This is a genomic window from Streptomyces sp. NPDC040545, from assembly GCF_055595065.1.
The window spans coordinates 1-17,351 of sequence record NZ_JBVIWA010000015.1; the positions used below are offsets into that span (position 1 = coordinate 1).

At 72.4% G+C, this 17,351-nt stretch carries 11 protein-coding genes and 1 pseudogene; 3 read left to right on the forward strand and 9 right to left on the reverse strand.

Annotated features, from left to right (window positions below):
* Nucleotides 1-239 precede the first annotated feature (239 nt).
* The 5 genes from ACZ573_RS25755 to ACZ573_RS25775 form a co-directional block, all read right to left on the reverse strand.
* Entirely contained in the window at nt 240-1,400 is a 1,161-nt protein-coding gene (locus tag ACZ573_RS25755; RefSeq protein WP_471308003.1) for an acyl-CoA dehydrogenase family protein, read from the reverse strand.
* Complete coding sequence (locus tag ACZ573_RS25760) at nt 1,397-3,301, reverse strand: acetyl/propionyl/methylcrotonyl-CoA carboxylase subunit alpha (RefSeq protein WP_471308006.1); 1,905 nt, start codon at nt 3,299-3,301, stop codon at nt 1,397-1,399. The genes ACZ573_RS25755 and ACZ573_RS25760 overlap by 4 nt, the downstream gene beginning before the upstream one ends.
* An 8-nt stretch (nt 3,302-3,309) precedes the next feature.
* Complete coding sequence (locus ACZ573_RS25765; protein ID WP_471308008.1) at nt 3,310-4,908, reverse strand: acyl-CoA carboxylase subunit beta; 1,599 nt, start codon at nt 4,906-4,908, stop codon at nt 3,310-3,312.
* A complete protein-coding gene (locus ACZ573_RS25770) occupies nt 4,905-6,554 on the reverse strand; it encodes an acyclic terpene utilization AtuA family protein (RefSeq protein WP_471308446.1) in 1,650 nt (549 codons plus the stop codon). Before ACZ573_RS25770 ends, ACZ573_RS25765 begins: the two co-directional genes overlap by 4 nt.
* A 68-nt stretch (nt 6,555-6,622) precedes the next feature.
* Nucleotides 6,623-7,435, reverse strand: a complete 813-nt coding sequence (locus tag ACZ573_RS25775; protein WP_471308010.1) for a TIGR03084 family metal-binding protein — start codon at nt 7,433-7,435, stop codon at nt 6,623-6,625.
* 390 nt (nt 7,436-7,825) lie between these two features.
* On the opposite strand from ACZ573_RS25775, the gene ACZ573_RS25780 reads away from it, so the two are divergent.
* Entirely contained in the window at nt 7,826-9,448 is a 1,623-nt protein-coding gene (locus tag ACZ573_RS25780) for a CocE/NonD family hydrolase (protein ID WP_471308014.1), read from the forward strand.
* A gap of 925 nt (nt 9,449-10,373) precedes the next feature.
* On the opposite strand, the gene ACZ573_RS25785 is transcribed toward ACZ573_RS25780, so the two are convergent.
* Entirely contained in the window at nt 10,374-10,610 is a 237-nt protein-coding gene (locus ACZ573_RS25785) for a hypothetical protein (RefSeq protein ID WP_471308017.1), read from the reverse strand.
* 145 nt (nt 10,611-10,755) lie between these two features.
* Here ACZ573_RS25785 and ACZ573_RS25790 point away from each other — a divergent pair, with 145 nt between their 5' ends.
* Both ACZ573_RS25790 and ACZ573_RS25795 read left to right on the forward strand, forming a co-directional pair.
* A complete protein-coding gene (locus ACZ573_RS25790) occupies nt 10,756-11,508 on the forward strand; it encodes a DUF6879 family protein (RefSeq protein ID WP_471308019.1) in 753 nt (250 codons plus the stop codon).
* A gap of 15 nt (nt 11,509-11,523) precedes the next feature.
* Nucleotides 11,524-12,371 (forward strand): annotated as a pseudogene (locus ACZ573_RS25795) (helix-turn-helix domain-containing protein).
* A gap of 688 nt (nt 12,372-13,059) precedes the next feature.
* On the opposite strand, the gene ACZ573_RS25800 reads toward ACZ573_RS25795, so the two are convergent.
* From ACZ573_RS25800 to ACZ573_RS25810, 3 genes are all read right to left on the reverse strand, one after another.
* On the reverse strand, nt 13,060-13,404 hold the full coding sequence (locus ACZ573_RS25800) for a DUF1801 domain-containing protein (protein WP_471308021.1): 345 nt from the start codon (nt 13,402-13,404) through the stop codon (nt 13,060-13,062).
* Nucleotides 13,404-14,381: an EamA family transporter gene (locus ACZ573_RS25805; RefSeq protein ID WP_471308023.1), complete on the reverse strand. Its 978-nt coding sequence runs from the start codon at nt 14,379-14,381 to the stop codon at nt 13,404-13,406. The genes ACZ573_RS25800 and ACZ573_RS25805 overlap by 1 nt, the downstream gene beginning before the upstream one ends.
* A gap of 90 nt (nt 14,382-14,471) precedes the next feature.
* Nucleotides 14,472-17,267: an FAD-binding and (Fe-S)-binding domain-containing protein gene (locus tag ACZ573_RS25810; RefSeq protein WP_471308026.1), complete on the reverse strand. Its 2,796-nt coding sequence runs from the start codon at nt 17,265-17,267 to the stop codon at nt 14,472-14,474.
* Nucleotides 17,268-17,351 lie beyond the last annotated feature (84 nt).

The window sequence follows — 17,351 nt, forward strand, 5'->3', positions numbered from 1 at the left end:
GCCTGAGGGGTGGGGGGACGGGGCGGGGTGTCCCCGCAGGACGAGCGCGCAACCACCGGGTACGGCCGAGACAAACCCGCACGCGCCGAGCCGAGGCGACACCCCGCCCCGGCACCCCACCCCGCCACCAACCGACAGGCCCGCGCACTCAGCCCCGCCGGCGATTGAGGCGCGGGTCCGGGCAGCGCCCGGCAGACAGCCCGAGCCGAACACACGGCCCGCGCCCCCGCCGCAGGGACCTAGTAGGACTTCGGGAGGCCCAGGGTTTGGTGGGAGATGAAGTTCAGGATCATCTCGCGGCTGACCGGGGCGATGCGGGACACGCGGGAGGCGGTGATGAGGGAGGCCAGGCCGTATTCGCGGGTGAGGCCGTTGCCGCCGAGGGTGTGGACAGCCTGGTCCACCGCACGGACGCAGGCCTCCGCCGCGGCGTACTTGGCCATGTTCGCCGCCTCGCCCGCCCCCATGTCGTCGCCCGCGTCGTACAGGCGGGCCGCCTTCTGCATCATCAGGCGGGCCAGTTCCAGTTCGATGTGCGCCTGGGCCAGCGGGTGGGCCACGGCCTGGTGCGCGCCGATGGGCGCCTTCCAGACCTGGCGGGTCTTGGCGTAGTCGACGGCCTTGGCGAGGGCGTACCGGCCCATTCCGATGGCGAAGGCCGCGGTCATGATCCGCTCGGGGTTGAGCCCGGCGAACAGCTGGAGCAGGCCCGCGTCCTCGTCGCCCACGAGGGCGGAGGACGGCAGGCGTACGTCGTCCAGGGTGAGTTCGAACTGCTTTTCCGCGGCGGCCAGTTCCATGTCGATGACCGAGCGGGTGAAGCCGGGGGCGTCGCGCGGGACGATGAACAGGCAGGGCTTGAGGCTGCCGGTACGAGCGTCCTCGGTGCGGCCGACGATGAGGGTGGCGTCGGCGATGTCGACGCCGGAGATGAAGACCTTGCGGCCGGTGAGGATCCAGTCGTCGCCGTCGCGGCGGGCCGTGGTGGTGATCCGGTGGGAGTTGGATCCGGCGTCGGGTTCGGTGATGCCGAAGGCCATGGTGCGGCTGCCGTCGGCGAGGCCGGGCAGCCAGGCCTGCTTCTGCGCGTCCGTGCCGAAGCGGTCGATGACCGTGCCGCAGATGGCGGGCGAGACGACCATCATGAGGAGGGGACTGCCCGCGGCCCCGAGTTCTTCCAGGACGATGGAGAGTTCGGCGATGCCACCGCCTCCGCCGCCGTACTCCTCGGGGAGGTTGACCCCGAGGTAGCCGAGCTTCGCGGCGTCGGCCCACAGCTCGTCGGGGTGGCCGCCTTCGCGGGCGACGCGGGTGAGGTAGTCGCGGCCGTAGCGCTGTCCGAGGGCGGCGACGGCGGCGCGCAGGGCGTTGTGCTCTTCGGTTTCGATGACGGTGCTCATGCTTGCGGTTCCTCCTGGACTACGGCGAGCAGGGCGCCGAACTCGACCTGTTGGCCGGTGGCGACGTGGAGCGCGGTGAGCGTGCCGGAGGCGGGAGCGAGGATGCGGTGCTCCATCTTCATGGCCTCGAGCCAGAGCAGGGGCTGGCCGGCGGTGACGGGGCCGCCGGGGGCCAGGCCCTCGGCGACGCGGACGACGGTGCCGGGCATGGGGGCGAGCAGCGAGCCCGGTTCCGTGCGGTCCTGGGGTTCCGGGAAGCGGGGGACGCGGGTGAAGGTGTGGGAGCCGAGGGCGGAGTCCACGTAGATGTCGTTCGAATTTTGTTTCACGTGGAACGCACGTCGGATTCCCTCGACTTCAAGGGTGACGAGGGTGGGGGTGGCGGCTACCACGCGGATCCCGGGGTGGTTCACCGGGTGGTACTGGACCTCGTGCTCGACGCCGGCGGACCGGTAGCGGCGGGTCTGCGGCTGGGAGCGGACGTTGCGCCAGCCGCCGAGGCGGGCCGCGAGGGGGGCGTCCGGGCCAGGGGCCGCTTCGGCGAGGGCGGCGGCGAGGGCGGCCGGGGTGGCGTCCGGGGCGCCGGTGGTAAGGGTGTCGAGGTGGCGGTCGTAGAAGCCGGTGTCGAGCTGCCCGACGGCGAACTCCGGGTGGCGCAGGGAGCGTACGAGGAGCTCGCGGTTGGTGGTGAGCCCGTGGATGCGGGCTCCGGCGAGGGCGCCGGCGAGGGCCCGGACGGCCTCGGCGCGGGTGGGGGCGTGGGCGACGACCTTGGCGAGCATGGGGTCGTAGTGGATGCCGACGGTGTCCCCGTCGGTGAAGCCGGTGTCCACGCGGACCTCGCCGGGGATGGCCAGGGTGTGCAGGAGGCCGGTCTGCGGGCGCCAGTCCTGGGCGGGGTCCTCGGCGTAGAGGCGGGCCTCGACGGCGTGGCCGGTGGGCTGCGGGGGTGCCGGGGGCAGGGCCGCGCCCTCGGCTACGCGCAGCTGGAGGGCGACGAGGTCGAGGCCGAAGACGGCTTCGGTGACCGGGTGTTCGACCTGGAGGCGCGTGTTCATCTCCAGGAAGTACGGGCGTCCGTCGGCGGTGACGAGGAACTCGACGGTGCCCGCGCCCTCGTAGGAGACCGCGCGGGCGGCGGCGACGGCTGCGGCGTGCAGGGTCTCCCGCAGGCTTTCGGGCAGGCCCGGTGCGGGCGCTTCCTCGATGACCTTCTGGTGGCGGCGCTGGAGGGAACAGTCGCGGGTGCCCAGCGCCCAGACGGTGCCGTGGGCGTCGGCGAGGATCTGCACCTCGACGTGGCGGCCGCGTTCCACGTAGGGCTCGGCGAAGACCTCGCCGTCCCCGAAGGCGGAGCGGGCCTCGGCCGAGGCCGCGTCGAGGGCCTCCTTGAGCTGGTCGAGGTCGCGGACCACGCGCATGCCGCGGCCGCCTCCGCCGGCCGCGGCCTTCAGGAGGAGGGGCAGGTCGGCGGGGGTGGCGGTGGCCGGGTCGACGGGGTCGAGGAGGGGCACCCCGGCGGTGCGCATCAGTTCCTTGGCCCGGGTCTTGGAGGCCATGGCCTCGATGGCTTCGGGGGGCGGGCCGATCCAGGTCAGTCCGGCGGCCAGGACGTCGCGGGCGAAGTCGGCGTTCTCGGAGAGGAAGCCGTAGCCGGGGTGCACGGCGTCGGCGCCCGCGGCGAGGGCGGCCTTGATGACGAGGTCGCCGCGCAGGTAGGTGTCGGCGGGGGCCGCGCCGGGCAGCCGTACGGCCGCGTCGGCGTCGCGGACGTGCAGGGCGTCGGCGTCCGGGTCGGAGTGGACGGCGACGGTGGCCAGGCCCAGGGCGCGGGCGGTGCGGAAGATGCGGACGGCGATCTCGCCGCGGTTGGCGACGAGGAGGGAGGTCAGGTTCGTCATGTGCGGGCTCACATCCGGAAGACGCCGAAGCCGCCACGGGCGCCCTCGACGGGGGCGTTGTGGACGGCCGACAGGCACAGGCCGAGGACGGTGCGGGTGTCGCGCGGGTCGATGACCCCGTCGTCGTACAGCCGCCCGGACAGGAACATCGGCAGGGACTCGGACTCGATCTGCGCTTCGACGAAGGCCCGCATCCCTGCGTCGGCCTCCTCGTCGTAGGGGAGTCCCTTGGCGGCGGCGGACTGGCGGGACACGATGGAGAGCACTCCGGCCAGCTGCTGGGGGCCCATGACGGCGGACTTGGCGCTGGGCCACGCGAACAGGAAGCGGGGCTCGTAGGCGCGGCCGCACATGCCGTAGTGGCCGGCGCCGTAGCTGGCGCCGATGAGGACGGACAGATGTGGGACCTTCGAGTTGGAGACCGCGTTGATCATCATCGAGCCGTGTTTGACGATGCCGCCCTGCTCGTACTCCTTGCCGACCATGTAGCCGGTGGTGTTGTGGAGGAAGACGAGGGGGATGTCGCGCTGGTTGGCGAGCTGGATGAACTGGGCGGCCTTCTGGGACTCGGCGCTGAACAGCACGCCCTGCGCGTTGGCGAGGATGCCGACCGGGTAGCCGTGCAGGGTGGCCCAGCCGGTGACGAGGCTGGAGCCGTAGAGGGGCTTGAACTCGTCGAAGTCGGAGGCGTCGACGATCCGGGCGATGACCTCGCGCGGGTCGAAGGGGGTCTTGAGGTCGGGCGGGACGATGCCGAGGAGTTCTTCGGGGTCGTGGAGGGGTTCCTCGGCCTTCGGCGGGTCCTGGTGCGGCTTGCGGTGGTTCAGGCGGGCCACGACGCGGCGGGCCTGGCGGATGGCGTCGTACTCGTCGAGGGCGTAGTGGTCGGCGAGTCCGGAGACGCGGGCGTGCATGTCCGCGCCGCCGAGGGACTCGTCGTCGCTCTCCTCACCGGTGGCCATCTTGACCAGGGGCGGACCGCCGAGGAACACCTTGGAACGGTCCTTGATCATGATGGTGTGGTCGGACATCCCGGGGATGTACGCGCCTCCGGCGGTGGAGTTGCCGAAGACGACGGCGACGGTCGCAATGCCCTCGGCCGAGAGCCGGGTGAGGTCGCGGAAGACCGCGCCGCCCGGGATGAAGATCTCCTTCTGGGAGGGCAGATCGGCGCCGCCGGACTCCACGAGGCTGATGCAGGGGAGGCGGTTCTGCCGGGCGATCTCGTTGGCGCGCAGCGCCTTCTTCAGCGTCCACGGGTTGGAGGCGCCGCCGCGGACGGTGGGGTCGTTGGCGGTGATCAGGCACTCGACGCCCTCGACGGTGCCAATGCCGGTGACCATGGAGGCGCCGACCGGGTAGTCGCTGCCCCAGGCGGCGAGCGGGGACAGTTCCAGGAACGGGGTGTCGGGGTCGAGGAGCAGCTCGACGCGCTCGCGCGCCAGGAGCTTGCCGCGGTCCCGGTGACGGGCCGTGTACTTCTCGCCGCCGCCCTGCAGGGCCTTGGCGTGCTCGGCGTCGAGGGCGGCGAGGCGCTCCAGCGCGGCGGTACGGGCCTGCGCGTGATCGGGGGCGTGCGGGTCGACGGTGGTGCCGAGGCGGGTCATGAGGTGGCCTCCGGGGCCGGGAGGAGAGCGACGGGGATGTCGAGGTGGCGGGCGCGGAGCCATTCGCCGAGGGCCTTGGCCTGGGGGTCGAAGCGGTGGCCGGAGGCGACGCCGTCGCCGAGGATGCCGGTGACGGTGAAGTTCAGGGCTCTCAGCCGCGGCAGCTCGTGGCGGGCGACGGGGAGGCCGCGGGTCTCCGGGAGCAGCTCCTGGAACACCTCGGTGGTGACGGTGTCGCGCAGCCACTCCCAGGCGGGGTCGGTCTCGACCCAGACGCCCACGTTGGCGTCGCCGCCCTTGTCGCCGCTGCGGGCCCCGGCCACCGTGCCGAGCGGCGCGCGGGTGGTGGGCCCTGCCGTCGGCCCTGCGGGGGCCGTGCCCCCGGGCCCCGGCTCCTCGAACGCCGGAGGGGCTGAACATGCGGCGGGGCCTGTCGGCGAAGCCTGAAGGGGCATGCGCGTGCCGTCCGGGAGGACCGCCACGTGCGGGACCTCGTCCGGCGGGATCAGGGTCGAGGTGAAGACGCCGTAGGGCTGGGCCGGGCCCGGCGGGGACGTCACGTGGAAGCCCGGGTAGCTGCCGAGGGCCAGTTCGATCGCCGCGGAGGTCAGGGCGCGGCCCACCCGGTCCGGGGACGGGTCGCGGACCACCAGTCGCAGCAGGGCGGAGGCCGTCTCCTGCGTGTCGGCGTCCTCGTGGTCGGTGCGGGCCAGGGTCCAGGTCACGTCGGCCACGCCGTCCAACACGTCGGTGAGTTGGGTACGGACGAGGTCCGCCTTGGCCTCGATGTCCAGGCCGGTCAGGACGAAGACGACCTCGTTGCGCCAGCCGCCGATCCGGGTGACGCCCACCTTCAGGGAGGGCGGCGGGGCCTCGCCTCGCGCTCCCGTGATGCGTACCCGGTCGGCGCCCTCGTCGGTCAGCCGGACGGTGTCCAGGCGGGTGGTCACGTCGGGGCCGAGGTAGCGCACGCCCTGGGTCTCGTAGAGGAGTTGGGCGGTGACGGTGCCGGTGGTGACGGCTCCGCCCGTGCCGGGGTGTTTGGTGATGACCGCCGAGCCGTCCTCGGAGATCTCCGCCAGCGGGAAGCCGGGGCGGCGGACGTCGTGCCGGGCGAAGAAGGAGTAGTTGCCGCCGGTGGCCTGGGTGCCGCACTCCAGGACGTGGCCCGCGGCCACCGCCCCCGCCAGCCGGTCGTGGTCGTCCGGGGCCCAGTCGAACCACCAGGCCGCCGGGCCGCTGACCAGCGCCGCGTCCGTGACCCTGCCGGTCACCACCACGTCGGCCCCCGCGCGCAGGCAGGCCGTGATCCCGGCGCCCCCGAGATAGGCGTTGGCGGTCAGGGCCCCGTCCACCTGCGCGGTGAGGTCGTCACCCTCGACGTGGGCGACCCGCACCGGGACGCCCGCCTTCGCCGCCAGGGCCCGTACGGCGTCGGCGAGTCCGGCCGGATTGAGGCCGCCGGCGTTCGCGACGATCCGTACGCCGCGCTCGTGCGCGAGCCCGAGCCCCTCCTCCAGCTGGCGCAGGAAGGTCTTGGCGTAGCCGAGGTCCGGGTTCTTCAGGCGGTCGCGACCCAGAATCAGCATGGTCAGCTCGGCCAGGTAGTCGCCGGTCAGCACGTCCAGCGGGCCACCGGTCAGCATCTCGCGCAGGGCGCCCGAGCGGTCCCCGTAGAAGCCCGAGGCGTTGCCGATGACGAGCGGGCGCCGGGTCACCGCGCGGCTCCCGGTTCCCGGCCGGCTCCCGCCGGGCCGGCGAACGCCTGCGCGATGTCCAGCCAGCGGTCCGCGTCGGGGCCGGTCGCGGTCAGGCCCAGGTCGGCGCGGTGGGCCCGCTGGGTCACCAGGAGGCAGAAGTCGAGGGCCGGGCCGGTGATCCGCTGCGGGGCGTCCGGCGGGCCGTACGTCCACACCTGCGGGCCGTCGGGGGCCGTCAGCTCCACCCGGAACTGCTCGGCCGGCGCGGGCAGTCCGCGTACGCCGTAGGCGTAGTCGCGGGCCCGTACGCCGATCCGCGCCACGTGCCGCAGCCGCGCGGTCGGGGTGCGGCGCAGGCCGAGCGCGTCGGCGACGTCCTGGCCGTGGGCCCAGGTCTCCATCAACCGGGCGCTGGCCATGGAGGCGGCCTTCATCGGGGGCCCGTACCAGGGGAAGCGGGTGTCGGGCGAGGCCGCGGCCAGCGCCTCGTCGAGGGCGGCGCGCGTGGTGCGCCAGCGGGCGAGCAGCTCGGCGGGGGCAAGCTCCGCGCCCTCGCGCGCGCCCTCGTCGACGAAGGTGTCGGGGGCCTTCAGGGCCTCCTCGACCATGTGGCCGAAGCCGGTGGCGTCGGTGAGGGAGAGCAGCGAGGCCCGGTCGGTCCAGTGCAGGTGGGCGATCTGGTGGGCGACGGTCCAGCCGGGCGCGGGGGTGGGCCGGCCCCAGTCCGGGACGGCCAACTTCCCGACCAGGGAATCCAGTTCACGGCCTTCCTCGCGCAGATCTGCGAAGACGGCGACGGCTGCGTCGACGGCGGACGGATCGGGCACGGTGCGCTCCCCTTCTCGGCGTGAGGGGAAGACTGGCAGCACCCGGCAAAACAATCAAGCATGCTTGCATGATTTTCTCGGGCGGCGACGCCTTCCCGCCACGCGAGCCAAACCACGCCACCGGAAAGGCAGTTGCCGCCCCGCGCACCGGCCGCAGGTCCCGCCGCCCGACGGCCCGCGGGAACGGCGGGGGCGATTTCGGCCGTAAGCCGGAAACTCGCGATACGTCACCGGATGTCCCGTCGATACTGAACGCTCCGCTCCGGGCCCGGGCGGGCGCACCCAGTTCGTGTCACTCGACGAAGACGACTCACTCGACTCACTCGAATCGCTCGAATCATTCGACGAAGACGACGAAGACGACGAAGACGACGAAGAGGATGGACCGACGTGACTCCAGCCGCCCGCACCCCCTTCTCCCTCTATCCCGAACTCGACGCGACCGCCCTCACCGCCTTCGTCGCCGCCCTGGAGAGCGGCGACGTCACCGGCCTCGCCCCCGCCCGCGCCGCCGAGATCGCCGAGGTCCGCTCGGTCGCCGTCTTCACCCGCGGCAAGGTGACCGGCGCCGACGGGGACCTCCTCGACGCCGCGCTCTGGCGGCACACCGGGACCCAGCCCCGCCCCGCGATCGTCATGCCCTCACCCTGGTCCAGCCTGGGCTGGCTCCCGTACGCCGTCCAGGCCTCCCTCTTCGCCGCCCGCGGCTACAACGTCCTCGCCTACTCCGCCCGCGGCTTCGGCGGCTCCGAGGGCCAGGTCGACGTGGCGGGCCCGCTCGACGTCGCCGACGGCAGCCGGGCCCTGGACCACCTCATCGAGCGCAGCACCGGCCCGGTGACGAAGATAGGCTTCCTCGGGGACTCGTACGGCTCCGGCATCGGCCAGCTCGTCGCCGCGCACGACACCCGCGTCGACGCCGTGGTCGCGCTCAGCACCTGGGGCGACCTCGGCGAGGCCTTCTACGAGAACTCCACCCGGCACGTCGCGGCCGTACGGGCCCTGCTCGACGCGGCCGCGAAGGCCCGGCTGAGCCCGCAGACGCAGAGCGTCTTCGACAACGTCCTCGCCGACCGCGACGTCCAGGGCACCCTGCGCTGGGCGGAGACCCGCTCGCCCTTCACCCACATCAAGGAACTCAACCGCCGCCAGGTGCCCGTCTTCTTCTCGCACGCCTGGCACGAGACGCTCTTCCCGCCCAACCAGACGCTGAAGATGTTCAACGAGCTGACCGGCCCCAAACGCCTCGCCGTCTCCATCGGCGACCACTCCGGCCCCGAGATGACCGGCATGCTCGGCCTGCCCAACCGGATCTGGACGGACGCCCACCGCTGGTTCGACCGCCACCTCAAAGAGATCGACAACGGCATCGACGCCGAGGGTCAGGTGCTCGGCGAGATCATGTGGAGCAAAACCCTCGAACCCCGCCCCACCTGGCCCTCCCTCACCGAACGCCTGGAACGGCTGCACCTGGCGGCCGAAGGCGAGCTCGGCGACGAGCCTCAGGCCGGCTGGACGGCGACCGTACTGTGCGGGGTGGACACCCCGGCGACCGTCGCCGACACGGTGGTGCAGTCCGGCTACGCGGAGATCGCCGGCCGCCCGAAGGTCTACCGGACCCAGGACATCGACCGCACCGTCGCCGCCGTATGGACCGCGGACCCGGCCGGGGAGACCACCCGGCTGCGCGGCATACCGCGGCTGCGCGTGACGTACCGGGCGGCGAACCCCGGATCCACCTTCGTCGCGTACCTCCTCGACACCGCCCCCGACGGCACGGCCCACATCATCACGCACGCCCCGTACACGGACCTCGACTCCCCGCCCGACAGCCTGATCAGCGCGGACATCGAACTCCAGGCCACGGCCTACGACGTCCCGCGCGGCCACCGCCTGATGCTGGTGATCGACGCCCGCGATCCCTTCTACGCCGACGCCAACCTGCCCCGCGCGACCCTGGCGTTCACCTCCCCGGACGCCACCCCGTCCTACCTGGACCTGCCCCTGGGCTGACCTGCGGTCGGGGGCTTCGGCGGGCGGGAGCCACTTGATCGGAATCAGGGATGCGTATGGGGGTTTCCCGTCAGTCCCATCGTCCCTCCGTGTCGGGCCGGTCCCTCAAGGGCGCTCCTACGTCGCGTCACTGCGTGATGGCCTTCGGCCACCCTTGACCGACCGCCCCGCCCCGGAGAAACGAAAGACTGCCGGGAAGCCCCCAAAGGAACGGGCCGGGCGATCCAGGAGCAGGACGGGGCGATCAGAGATGCCCGAGGAGATCCGGGCCGCCACGCGCAAGAGACGGGGCCCATCAAGACCAGGGCCCGGGTCGGGGGAGGCGCGTCCGATCGTTGCGCGCTTCTCATCTCTCAGCGTCCGACGACCGTCCTGGGTGGGACATAAGCCGCCCACGAGCCGTAGGCGCTCCTCATGGGAGGCGCCTGACGGTTGTTCGTGGCGGAGAAGCCTGGAACAGCGGCTATTCCGTAGTGGAGCCGGGTCAGCGCATGCAGGCACCCCAAAGGGCCCATGAACCACCCTGCTCGTGGAGTCGGTCCTGCGCTGACGCCCATCCCCGACGTCGCCAGCGCCGGGTCCTCGCTGTCGGCGCACTCGTTCGCGTCGCCGGTCGGAGGTGCTTCCCAGCCGCAGTCAGGGTGCACACAACGGGCTCTGGCGGTCGTCTCGGCATCGGGATGCCGCTTGATCACATGCTTGACGAAGGTCACGACGGACCTGACGGTCACGACTGCCCCTCCCTGCTGCCGGTTTCGCTTGAATGCGCTCCTGCGACGGTGCGGATGATTGCGGATCTCGGCGTTCATCTTCGCCACCTCCACAAGATCCGCGGCTCGCCATGCCTCTGCCCGTTCCTCGTTGAGGGCTTCGCACACGCCACAGTCGATGAACGGGACTGGTTCAAGCCCGGACCCGGAACCCGTCATGATTCCCGCCTCCCGTGCCCATCGGCATGCAGCCGGATACGAATGTTGCAGTCGGTCGCAGTGCTGCCGTCGTGCTCTTTGCGGGCCGCGCGACGCAGCTTGCTCAGGCGGGTGCACTCGTCACATCCGTCAGTCGGCTCGGCATCGGGCTTGGGGAACGCATCGCGCTGCGGCGTCTGCTGCCACAAGATGCTCCAGATCCCGTCCCGGTTTTCGGCTGGGGTCACGTCCATGAACGGAAAGCTAGAAGCCGGGAGTTGGACCGCAACGAGACTATTCCCGGATATTCTCGCGCGGGGTCCCGTCATACGTCGACATTCGGCTGCGGGGGCCGACACCCTTGTCGGGACGTCAGTCCTCCACGAGAGGTGATCACGAATGGCACGCATGCTGCGGTTCAACGGCACGGGCAGCGGCGGGACCGGATGCCCTTCGGTCCACGAGGACGTGGACAGCCGAGAGGTGATCGTCCACGGCCCGCCACTGACAGACCGCAACGATGTGGCCCAGCTACAGCACCTCTCCGAGGGCGAGGTCGCCATCGTCGTGCCTCGCGAGCTGCTGGTGGACTGGACGCCGAAGGACGCCACACGGAAGGCGAGCATCATCGGCTTGGAGGAGTTCGAGAACCTGTTCCGGACGTTCGAGCACACCGCGTGGCGACTGGAAACCCGAAGCCGGTATGCCAGCGACGAAGCCACCGAGACGTACGGGCAGTTCATCGAAACCGGAGCGGCGCGCTGGGATCCCAAGGACCCGTACTGCGAACTGATCGCTCCGCAGACGGCGCAGGGCAAGAGGGTCGAGCGGGTACGCGTCGTGGACGATCCGCCGACCGTTGGCCAGCTCTACCTGATGGACAACGCGAGGCGGAACAGCAGTCTGGGCGAGGACATCCGCAATCTCAGCCGCGAGGACGCCAAGCGCCTGCACCTCCCCTCCGACGATGCTTGGCTGTTCGACAGCCGACTCGTTGCCGTACTGCGCTTCGACCAGGCGGACAACCTCGTGGACGTAGAGGTGATCACCGAACCCTCGGAGGTGATCCGCTGGACGCGGGCGAGGGACGCGGCATGGCATCACGCGGTCCCGTACGAGAGGTTCCTGGCAGGGCTGACTGCGGGCGAGTAGACAGAACGACCACCGGTGAGCACGGACTACCAGAAAGCCCGCGAGGCGCTCGGGCTGCGCCTGCGTGAGCTGCGCGAGTCGAGCCCCCATGGCAGGATCACCGGTACTGCTCTGGCCGAGCGGTTGGGCTGGGGACAGAGCAAGGTCTCCAAGCTGGAGAACGGACGCCAGACGGCCACACCCGACGACCTCCGGCAGTGGGCCGAGGCCGCAGGCCAACCGGGCACATATGAGGAGCTGCACGGCCGCCTGAAAGGGTTCGAAAGACACGTCCGGTCGTGGCGGCGGCAACTCGCGGGGGGACACCGCCCGGTGCAGGAAACCTGGAACGCAGTGGTCTCCAATGCCGGCACCATGCACGTCTGGGAGAACAATGCCGTCAACGGCATGCTCCAGACCGCCGAGTACGCCCGCTGCATCTTCGAGCACTACTCCGCTCTCCAAAACTCCCCTCGGGACGCCGATGAGGCCGTCAGGGTCCGAATGAAGCACAGGAGTGGCTCTACCAGCCGGGGAAGCGCCTACGGCTGATCATGTGGGAGGGCGCCCTCCAGGCGCGGCTGTGCCCTCCACCAATCCACGCCGCCCAGCTGGACCGTTTGCTGGGGGTCGTGGGCATGGACACCGTGAAGCTGGGGATCGTCCCGTACGAAGCAGCCTTGAGGCTGCCGCCGGGCAACCCGTTCTGGATCTTCGATGACCAACTCGTCATTGCCGACGACTGGCATGCGGAATTGTGGCTGGACGACGCGGAGACGATCGGTGTCTACCGCAGGGTCTGGGAAGCGTTCCACTCGGCCGCCGTGTTCGGCGCAGAGGCCCAGAGGGTGATCACCCGAGTACGCAGAACCGTCCAGGTCTGACTGAGCCGGCGATCGCGCCGAGCAGCCGCAACTGCGGAGCGCGCAGCGGTCCGGACCGGACAGCCGGTCCGAGTCCTCGATCTCACCCCGTGACCACGTCCGAACGGCCGGCCGCAGTCCCGGAGAAGCGCACCCGCAGGTGGTGGGCGGCCCATGTCCAGCGCAAGACGGCCTGGAGACGCTGAGAGATGAGGAGCGCGTAGCGATCGGACGCGCTCCCCCATCCCGGCAGGCGGCTGTCATGGGCCCCGTCTGTGGACCGTGCCCAGCGGGATCTGCCCGGGCATCTCTGATCGCCCCGTCCTGATCCTTGAGTGCCCGGCCCGTTCCTTCGGGGGTTTCCCGGCAGTCTTCGACTTTCCGGGGCGGGGCGGTCGGTCAAGGGTGGCCGCAGGCCATCACGCAGTGACGCGACGAAGGAGCGCCCTTGAGGGACCGGCCCGAACCGGAGAGACGATGAGACTGACGGGAAACCCCCATACACATCCCTGATTCCGGTCGGGCAGCTCCCCCCACCGGAGCCGGCCCATCCAGCCGGCCGGGCCAGGCGGAGTTCTCCGACGCCCGACCCCGCCCAGCAGGCCATCGGCTCCGCCCGGCCTCCGAGGGGGGGCGGGTGGGCAGCCACCGCCCGCGAGCGGGGGCGCCGAGGGGGTGAAGGCCCCGCGCGCGCAGCTCCCGTACCCCCTCAGCCGGCCTTCGCCGCCGCCGCCCGGAGGAGGTCCCGGAGGAGGTCGAAGTCGACCTTGGCGGGGTTGCGGAAGCGGAGGCAGGCCTTGCCCATGTCGTGGGCGGCCAGGCGGTCCGCGAAGGCGTCCCGGACGTCCGTGCGCATCAGGTAGAAGGAGATGTACTGCTTCTGGTTCGCCCAGGCGATCTCGGCGGCGGTCTCGCCCGCCCGCACGTACACCGGCATCCCGTACGCGATCCCCTCCTCGAACCCGGTCAGCTCCTCCAGGCACAGCTCCCGCAGCCGCACCAGGGCCTCCCGTCGGGCCTCCGGGACCGCGGCCAGGTAGGTGGCGACGTCCATCAGGCGGCCTTCTTCCGGATCTGCGAGCGGACCGCGCCCATGCTGGCCGCGATCACGAGGGCGATGGCCAGGGCGTCCAGTGCGGACATGGCCTGGTTCAGGACGAGGAAGCCCGCGGTGGCGGCGATGGCCGGCTCCAGGCTCATGAGGATCGCGAAGGTCGGGGCCGGCATCCGCCGCAGCGCGAGCAGTTCCAGGGTGTACGGCAGGACGGAGGACAGGACGGCCACGCCCACACCCAGCGCCAGCGTGCTCGGGACCAGCAGGTCCGAGCCGGCTTCGGCGATGCCCAGCGGCAGCGAGACGACCGCGGCCACCGCCATCGCCAGCGCGAGCCCGTCCGCCTGCGGGAAGCGGCGGCCCGTACGCGCGCTGAACACGATGTACGCCGCCCACATCGCGCCCGCCCCGAGCGCGTACGCCGCGCCCACCGGGTCGAGGGAGCCGAAGCCGAGGCCGCCCCCGCCGTGCCCGGACAGCAGGATCACGCCGCCGAGCGCGAGGCCGGCCCACAGCACGTTGACCAGGCGCCTGGAGACGATGACGGAAAGGGCGAGCGGTCCGAGGACCTCCAGGGTGACGGCCGGGCCGAGCGGGATCCGGTCGATGGACTGGTAGAAGAGGCCGTTCATACCGGCCATGGCGACGCCGAAGGCGAGCACCGTGCCCCAGTCGGAACGGGAGTGGCCGCGCACCTTCGGGCGGCACAGGATCAGCAGCACGAGCGCGGCGGCCGCGAGGCGCAGGGTGACCACGCCCGCCGCGCCCGCCCTCGGCATGATCATGACCGCGAGGGCTGCGCCGAACTGCACCGAGATCCCCGCCGAGATCACCAGCGCCACGGGACCGAGCCCAGAACGGGAGCCAGAGCCGGAACCAGAACCGGAACCGGAACCGGGGCCCTTGGCGGTCGACGGGACCGGTGCGGCGACGGCCGGCGGGGCCGCCGGGGAGGACGAAGAGGAAGGTGCGGGCATCTCTCCAGACTAAGGGCCCGTAAGGAGTGTCGCCGCATGTCCTGCCTTACAACCATGTCAACACTGCCCTACGGCTGCACGACAACCGCCCTACAGCCCCTCCGCAAGGAGTTCCGCCAGGTGCCGGGCCCGCACCCCGCCCAGCTGTGCGATCTGCGTACGGCAGGAGAATCCGTCCGCCTGGACGACGGCGTCCCGCGGGGCCGCACGCAAGGACGGGAGCAGCTGTTCCTCCGCGCAGGCCACCGACACCCCGTGGTGCCCGGGCTCGAAGCCGAAGTTGCCCGCCAGCCCGCAGCAGCCCCCGCTGAGCTCGCCCACCAGCCCGGCCCGCTCGCGCAGCCGCCGGTCGGGGCCGTCCCCGAGCACCGCGTGCTGGTGGCAGTGGGTCTGGCCGACGACCTCCCGGTCCAGGCGCGGCGGCCGCCAGTCCGGGGCGTACTCCTCCAGGGTCTCGGCGAAGGTCCGCACCGCTCCCGCGAGGCGGGCCGCGCGGGGGTCGTCGGGGAGCAGCGCGGGCAGGTCGGTGCGCAGGGCCGCGGCGCAGCTCGGCTCCAGCACCACCACGGGCCCCGGTACGTCTCCCAGTACGTCCAGCGTCCGGCGCAGGACCTTGCGGGCGCGGTCGAGGCGGCCCGTGGACACGTACGTCAGGCCGCAGCAGACCCGGCCGCCGCGGGGGACGGACACCTCCAGGCCGGCCGCCCGGAGCACCTGCACGGCCGCCCGCCCCGCCGCAGGACTCAGGTACTCCGTGAACGTGTCCGGCCAGAGGGTGACGGATCTCCCCGGCCCCGACCCCGCCCCCGACCGCCCCGACCGCCCCGACGACCCCGAGGGCCCCGCCGGCCCCGAGCGCCCCGACGCCCCCGACCGCCCCCACCACCGCGTGAACGGCTCCCGCGCCAGCTCCGGCAGGCGGCCGCCGCGGTCCCGGTCCAGCCCCGGTACGGGGACGCGCCGGGCCAGGGCGTTGACGGGCCCCGCCGCCCGCAGAGCGGCGATCAGCCGGAGCCAGCCCGGCAGGCCGCCCAGGGTGTAGTGGGACAGCGGGCGGATCCGGCTCGCCCAGTGGCGGTGCAGGAATTCCGCCTTGTACGCGGCCATGTCCACGCCCACCGGGCAGTCGCTGCGGCATCCCTTGCATGCCAGGCACAGGTCCAGCGCCTCGGCGACCTCCGCCGAGCGCCAGCCGTCGGTGACGATCTCCCCGGCCAGCATCTCGTGCAGCAACCGGGCCCGGCCGCGCGTGGAGTGCCGTTCCTCCCCCGTGACCCGGTAGGAGGGGCACATCACCGAGGCGCCGCCGCCCGTGTCCGTGGTCCGGCACTTCGCGACGCCCACGCACCGCGCGACCTCACCCGCGAACGAAGTGGCCGGCAGCACCGCGAAGCGCAGGTTCTCGTCCAGTCGCGCCGGCCGGACCAGCATCCCCGGGTTCATGCCGCCCGCCGGGTCCCACACGTCCTTGTACGCACCGAAGAGCCGGACCACCTCCGTCCCGTACATCTTCGGCAGCAGCTCCGCCCGCGCCTGCCCGTCCCCGTGCTCGCCCGACAGGGAGCCGCCGTGCGCGACGACCAGATCGGCCAGTTCCCCGGAGAAGTCCCGGAAGCGGGCGATGCCCGCCGCCGACACCAGGTCGAAGTCGATCCGTACGTGCACGCAGCCCTCGCCGAAGTGCCCGTACGGGGATCCGCGCAGCCCGTGCGCCGCCAGCAGGGCCCGGAACTCCCTCAGGTAGGCCCCCAGCCGGGCCGGCGGCACCGCGCAGTCCTCCCATCCGGGCCAGGCCATGCTCCCGTCTGGCATCCGGGTCGCCGTGCCCGCCGCGTCCTCGCGGATCCGCCACAGCGCCCGCTGCCCCGCCGGATCGGTGACGACCGTCGCGTCCACCGCGTCGGCGGCCCGCAGCAGGGCCCGGGCTCTGCCCTCGTCCGGCATCTCCACGAACAGCCACGCCCCGCCCCGGGGCAGCTCCGCGGCCGTGCCGCCGACCAGGTCCTGGGCCATCCCCTCCACCGTCAGCGGACCGTACGGCAGCAGCCCGGCCGCCGCGTCCGCCGCCGCGCCCTCGTCCGCGTACCCGAGCACCGCGAGCACCGGCGCGCGCGGCGCCTCCACCAGGCGCACCACCGCCTCCGTCACCACCCCGAGCGTGCCTTCGCTCCCGCAGAACGCCCGCGCCAGCTGCACCCCGCGCTCGGGCAGCAGCGCGTCGAGGCCCCCGTAGCCGGAGATCCGCCGCGAGAAGCCGGTCGGCATCCCGGCGGGTGTCATCCCGGTGCGCAGCAGCCCCAGATGTGCGGTGATCAGCTCCCGCAGGCCCGCCGGGGCACCGTCCCAGCCGGTCGCGAGCCGGTGCGCGGTGCCCCCGTACGCGGTCACGGCGAGCTCGGTCACGTTGTCCGCGGTGGTGCCCCAGGCCACCGAGTGGGCGCCGCACGCGTTGTTGCCGATCATGCCGCCGAGGGTGCAGCGGGAGTGCGTGGACGGGTCGGGCCCGAAGGTCAGCCCGTACGGCCGCACCGCGTCCCGCAGCCGGTCGAGGACCAGCCCGGGCTGGACCACTGCCGTCCTCGCCGCCGGGTCCACCGACACGAGGCCGTTCATGTGCCGGGTGAGGTCGAGGACCACGCCCACGCCGGTGGCCTGGCCGGCGATGGACGTCCCGCCGCCGCGCGGCACGACCGGGACCCCGGCCTCGGCGCACACCGCGAGGGCGGCCGCCACGTCGCCGGCGTCGCGCGGGGCGACCACACCCACCGGGACACGCCGGTAGTTCGAGGCGTCCATGGTGGTCAGGGCCCGTGCGGCGGCGCCGAAGTCGATCTCCCCGCGCAGGTTCTCCCGCAATGTCCGTTCGAGTTCACCGGGTGACGTCACGGCCCCACCCTCCCACCGGCCGGACCCGTCTCATCGGGTGGACGCGCTTCCGAGGCGCGGACCGGGACCCGATACGCTCCGCTC

Bases quoted from the DNA above. Each gene is read 5' to 3' on its own strand.
- ACZ573_RS25805 (WP_471308023.1), bottom strand. From the start codon at position 14,381: ATGCCCGCACCTTCCTCTTCGTCCTCCCCGGCGGCCCCGCCGGCCGTC.
- ACZ573_RS25790 (WP_471308019.1), top strand. From the start codon at position 10,756: ATGGCACGCATGCTGCGGTTCAACGGCACGGGCAGCGGCGGGACCGGA.
- ACZ573_RS25760 (WP_471308006.1), bottom strand. From the start codon at position 3,301: ATGACGAACCTGACCTCCCTCCTCGTCGCCAACCGCGGCGAGATCGCC.
- ACZ573_RS25800 (WP_471308021.1), bottom strand. From the start codon at position 13,404: ATGGACGTCGCCACCTACCTGGCCGCGGTCCCGGAGGCCCGACGGGAG.
- ACZ573_RS25785 (WP_471308017.1), bottom strand. From the start codon at position 10,610: ATGGACGTGACCCCAGCCGAAAACCGGGACGGGATCTGGAGCATCTTG.
- ACZ573_RS25770 (WP_471308446.1), bottom strand. From the start codon at position 6,554: ATGCTGACCGGTGGCCCGCTGGACGTGCTGACCGGCGACTACCTGGCC.
- ACZ573_RS25765 (WP_471308008.1), bottom strand. From the start codon at position 4,908: ATGACCCGCCTCGGCACCACCGTCGACCCGCACGCCCCCGATCACGCG.
- ACZ573_RS25755 (WP_471308003.1), bottom strand. From the start codon at position 1,400: ATGAGCACCGTCATCGAAACCGAAGAGCACAACGCCCTGCGCGCCGCC.